Here is a 4429-nt window from a genome sequence, read left to right as displayed (position 1 = left end):
ACGCCGACACCGATAGCGTAACCAGCTAGGAAAAGGAGAAACATTCATCATGGCCGTGTATCAGATTGATGAACTGGCGCCAAATATCGACCCTACCGCTTTTGTCTTCGACAGCGCGACGGTCATTGGCAACGTCACCCTGGAAAAAAATGTCAGTGTCTGGGCCAATGTGGCCATTCGCGGCGACAACGCGCCTATCCTGATCAAGGAAGGCAGCAACGTCCAGGAAGGCAGCGTGCTGCATGTGGACGAAGGCGTTCCCCTGACCATTGAAAGGAACGTCACCGTGGGCCATCAGGCCATGCTGCACGGCTGCACCATTGGCGAAGGCTCTCTTATCGGCATGCAGGCCATTGTCTTGAACAACGCACGCATTGGCAAAAACTGTATCATCGGCGCCGGCGCGATCGTTACCGAAGGCAAAGTCATCCCTGACGGCTCGCTGGTTATCGGTATCGGCAAAATTGCACGCACGCTGAGCGAAGACGAAATCGCCAATATTCACAAAAATACTGCTCATTACGTATGGCAGGGCCAGCGCTATCGCAGCGGCCTTAAACGCCTGACGTAATTTTGGCCCTGTGCCACCCTGCCATGACGACTGACCAATTACAGAAATACCTGCTTGACGACCGCAGCACCCGCATCCAGACCGTCGACCTGACCGAGACCTGGCATACCGGCCTGGCGCATCAGAGCTACCCGCCGGTCGTTCGCGACCTGCTCGGGCAGCTGTGCGCAGCCTCGGTGCTGCTGGCCTCGAACATTAAGTTCGATGGTTCGCTCGTATTGCAACTGCAGGGAGACGGGCCACTGGCCCTGATCGTGGTCGAATGTCAATCCGACCTGAGCCTGCGCGCCACCGTACAGTTGCGTCAGGAATTTGTGGTTCCCGACAATGCCACATTCCAGTCGCTGCTCAACGCCAACGGCAATGGTCGGTTTATTGTCATTCTGGATCCGACAGACCGGCAGGAAGGCCAACACCCCTATCAGGGTGTAGTGCCCATGGAAGGCGATTCGGTCGCCCAGGTCCTGGAGCATTATATGAAACAGTCAGAACAGCTCGATACGCGCATCTGGCTGGCCGCCAACGCGCAACGCGCTGCCGGTCTGTTGCTGCAACGACTGCCCGACCATGGTGGTACGGCCGATGATGCCGAAGCCCACCAGGAATCGTGGCAGCGCACCCGCATTCTGGCCCAGACCCTGACTCAGGAGGAAATGCTCAGCGAGTCTCCTGAGACACTGATCCATCGCCTGTTCTGGGAAGAGCCGTTGCTCACCTTCGAGCCGCAACCGGTACGCTGGTTTTGCCCATGTACACGTGAACGCGTCGGCAATATGCTCAAGATGCTCGGCCAAGCCGAAATCGAGAGCATTCTGAGTGAACAGGGAAAAATCGATATCGCCTGCAATTTCTGCGGCAAGCCATATACGTTCGACGCGATCGATTGTGCCCGTCTGTTTATAGATGGCCAATCGCCCGAGGATCCGCCCGAACCCATAGCGCATTAAGCGCGGGCGCAACGGGCCGTCACGCCTGGAGTTTGGCGGCAATGGACGGTAACGCTGTCGCTCGGGCGGCTGCCTTCACTCACTCCCCTCACTCCCCTCACTTCCCTTACTGGCAAATACGGTTGTGGTAACCCTGGTTCTTGCCATCGCCACCCGCGGCACGCCCCGGCGACCACAACGTATACTTGTCCAGCGTAGGAATCCACACTATACATTTGCCCTCGTTTTACGCACACTGCGGGGATGCAATATACCTTCCCGCTCATTCTTTTTTCGTTCTGCCCGCGCTACCCTGCGCTTGCCCAGCCATGCCGTCCTGGCGGCGTGCCATCAAAAACAACAGCGCCCTCGTTGGCACGCCAGCACGGCTTTGCAATGGTGGAATTTCTCGTTGTCGCCCTTCCCTTGTTGTTTGCGGCCATGGCCAGCTACGAAGCCTCGCGCTGGTATATGGCGCGTGAAGCCGTCAGTCTTGCACTGCTTGAGGCCAGCCGTGCCGGCAGCGTGAACCACGCCAAGCCGCAGGCGATCGAAGACGCATTCCTGGATGCGCTGGCTCCGCTGTATGCGCCGGCGGGCACTTTTCGCAGCCCGCGTGAGCGGATGCTCCACCAACAGAAACGATTCGAGCAAGACAGTGGCCGGCTTGCATGGGACATTGCCATTACTCATCCCAACGTTGCCGAATTTGCCGACTTCATGCAAAAGGATCTTCCCATTGCCGTGAAAACCGGCAATCCAGCCATTAATAACAATTATCAGCACAGGCAACATCAACAATATCCACGCGGCCCTGCATCGGGCAGCACGATCTACGATGCCAACACCCTGCAACTGCAGGCACGCTATTTGTATGTGCCGGTGGTGCCGGGCATGCGCACGTTGTTGCGCACCCTGTTCGGTGCAATCAGCACATCCGGATCACCACTGGCCACCCACGGTGTGCTGCCAATAAGCGCGGCAATCACAATTGAAATGCAATCTCATCCGGTTCTCTGGTTGTCCGAAGAAACGACCCACGTTCGCTACAAGCAGCTTAGCGCGTTTGCCAACTCACCAGGACCGCTACGCAAACCGACCACCGAGGCCAGTGGTGGCAACGGCGACGCAATGGATAGCATTGCCTCCCAGCCGGCAACGCCCAACGCCACGTTCCCCGGCGGCAAGCCAGCCTCGCAGGCCAGGACTGACGCCGTTGCGACGGGTAGCCAGCACCAGCCAGGCGCAACGCCTACAAACAATGAGGCTCCCGAAAATGCCCTGCCCGCCGAGTCGGCCTGCCTGCCATAAGTGCTGCAAACAAGCGCGCAGTACAGCAGGCACACAACGTGGCATTCGGGATTATATTAACTTGGGCTGATTCGGCTTGGTGCTGATTCGATCTAATGCTAATTTGGTCTGGTTCTGATTCGATCAGATCCGGATTTGGCTCAGTCCTGAACCAGCTTAGACGGCACGAGCGACACCAACAGCAAATGATTATTCCTGTCTGCTATTGCTGCGTCGGTTTTGAAGACCTGGCCGGCTTGCGGCTCTCGGACTTTGTCCGCGTATTGCCGGCAGCCGTTGCTTTTGCCTGGGCTTTGGCTGCCGCAGTAGAAGCTGCCTTGGCCTTGGATGTCCCCGGTACCTCGTAGCTGACCGGCACATCGGGTTGCGGCTCATTCGGCGTCAGGATCTGCACATACGTTTCGTCTTTTTTGATCATGCGCATTTCAATACGGGCGCGATCTTCAAGTGCATCGGTACCCGTTTTCAGATCATGTACTTCCGCATCCATTGCATTGTTGCGAGTCAGCAACGCCTTGTTCTTCTCTTCCTGGGCTTCCAGTTGCTGCTTAAGCACTGTCACGCGCGCCCACCCTTCTTCCCCCCACCACAGCGGATATTGTATGGCTACGCAGGCAACCATCAGGGCAAGGTATAGTAAGCGCATGACAAATGCTCAATACTCGCGCCGCAGCGCTTAACGGATGTTGTAAAACGCATCCAGACCCGGGAAGCGGGCCACTTCTGCCAGTTCTTCCTCGATACGCAGCAACTGGTTGTACTTGGCCATACGGTCCGAACGAGACAGGGAGCCGGTCTTGATCTGCATAGCATTGGTAGCCACGGCAATATCGGCAATGGTGGAGTCTTCGGTTTCACCGGAGCGGTGTGAAATGACCGCCGTATAACCCGCTCGCTTGGCCATTTCAATGGCAGCAAAGGTTTCTGTCAGTGTACCGATCTGGTTGATCTTGATAAGAATGGAGTTGGCAACGCCTTTCTGGATGCCTTCCTTCAGGATTTTCGTATTGGTAACGAACAGATCGTCGCCCACCAGCTGCACTTTCTTGCCCAGCTGGTCCGTAAGGATTTTCCAGCCATCCCAGTCGTTTTCCGCCATCCCGTCTTCGATGCTGATGATTGGGTATTTGTCGCACCAGGAGGCCAGCAAATTGGCAAACTCGGCCGAAGTCAGGGAAATATTGCCTTCGCCGGCCAGATGATATTTGCCGTCGCGGTAAAACTCGGAACTGGCGCAATCGAGGCCCAGCGCAATTTGGGTGCCAGGCTCGTAGCCGGCTTCAGTAATCGCATTCAGAATCAGATGAATGGCCGACTCATGATTGGCCACATTGGGCGCAAAGCCGCCTTCATCGCCCACCGCCGTAGACATGCCATGGCCATGGATCAGTTTTTTCAGGGCGTGGAAAACCTCTGCACCCATGCGCAGCGACTCACGGAAACTGGTCGCGCCAACCGGCAGAATCATGAATTCCTGCATATCGAGCGTATTGTTGGCATGGGCGCCGCCGTTGATGACGTTCATCATGGGCACAGGCATGCTCATGGGGCCGCTGCCGCCAAAATAGCGATACAGGGAAAGACCGGACTCATCGGCTGCGGCACGGGCAACGGCCATACT

At 56.9% G+C, this 4429-nt stretch carries 5 protein-coding genes; 3 read left to right on the top strand and 2 right to left on the bottom strand.

The genetic code is table 11. From position 1 onward, the window contains the following. Positions 1–49: 49 nt before the first annotated feature. The 3 genes from ACTIKR_RS07055 to ACTIKR_RS07045 all read left to right on the top strand — a co-directional run bounded on the left by ACTIKR_RS07055 (position 50) and on the right by ACTIKR_RS07045 (position 2808). Positions 50–571 carry a gamma carbonic anhydrase family protein gene (locus ACTIKR_RS07055; protein ID WP_442327456.1) on the top strand — a complete coding sequence of 174 codons (522 nt, stop codon included), beginning with the start codon at positions 50–52 and terminating at the stop codon, positions 569–571. 23 nt (positions 572–594) lie between these two features. Then, positions 595–1518, top strand: a complete 924-nt coding sequence (gene hslO, locus ACTIKR_RS07050) for an Hsp33 family molecular chaperone HslO (RefSeq protein ID WP_442327455.1) — start codon at positions 595–597, stop codon at positions 1516–1518. Positions 1519–1761: 243 nt separating this feature from the next. Continuing rightward, positions 1762–2808, top strand: coding sequence for a TadE/TadG family type IV pilus assembly protein (locus ACTIKR_RS07045; protein WP_442327454.1), 1047 nt, complete (start codon positions 1762–1764; stop codon positions 2806–2808). 202 nt (positions 2809–3010) lie between these two features. Here ACTIKR_RS07045 and ftsB read toward each other — a convergent pair whose 3' ends face one another. Both ftsB and eno read right to left on the bottom strand, forming a co-directional pair. Further along, on the bottom strand, positions 3011–3454 hold the full coding sequence (ftsB, locus tag ACTIKR_RS07040; protein ID WP_442327453.1) for a cell division protein FtsB: 444 nt from the start codon (positions 3452–3454) through the stop codon (positions 3011–3013). Positions 3455–3484: 30 nt separating this feature from the next. Continuing rightward, positions 3485–4429: phosphopyruvate hydratase (eno, locus tag ACTIKR_RS07035; RefSeq protein WP_442327452.1), on the bottom strand; the 945-nt coding region annotated here is incomplete at its 5' end.

Source organism: Advenella sp., assembly GCF_052108595.1.
Classification (GTDB): domain Bacteria; phylum Pseudomonadota; class Gammaproteobacteria; order Burkholderiales; family Burkholderiaceae_B; genus Advenella.
Note: the sequence above shows the minus strand (reverse complement) of the source record. Positions and strands in the feature narration are given on the sequence as shown.

Coding starts and splice junctions, on each gene's coding strand:
- ACTIKR_RS07055 (WP_442327456.1), top strand. CDS start 50: ATGGCCGTGTATCAGATTGATGAACTGGCGCCAAATATCGACCCTACC.
- hslO (WP_442327455.1), top strand. CDS start 595: ATGACGACTGACCAATTACAGAAATACCTGCTTGACGACCGCAGCACC.
- ACTIKR_RS07045 (WP_442327454.1), top strand. CDS start 1,762: ATGCAATATACCTTCCCGCTCATTCTTTTTTCGTTCTGCCCGCGCTAC.
- ftsB (WP_442327453.1), bottom strand. CDS start 3,454: ATGCGCTTACTATACCTTGCCCTGATGGTTGCCTGCGTAGCCATACAA.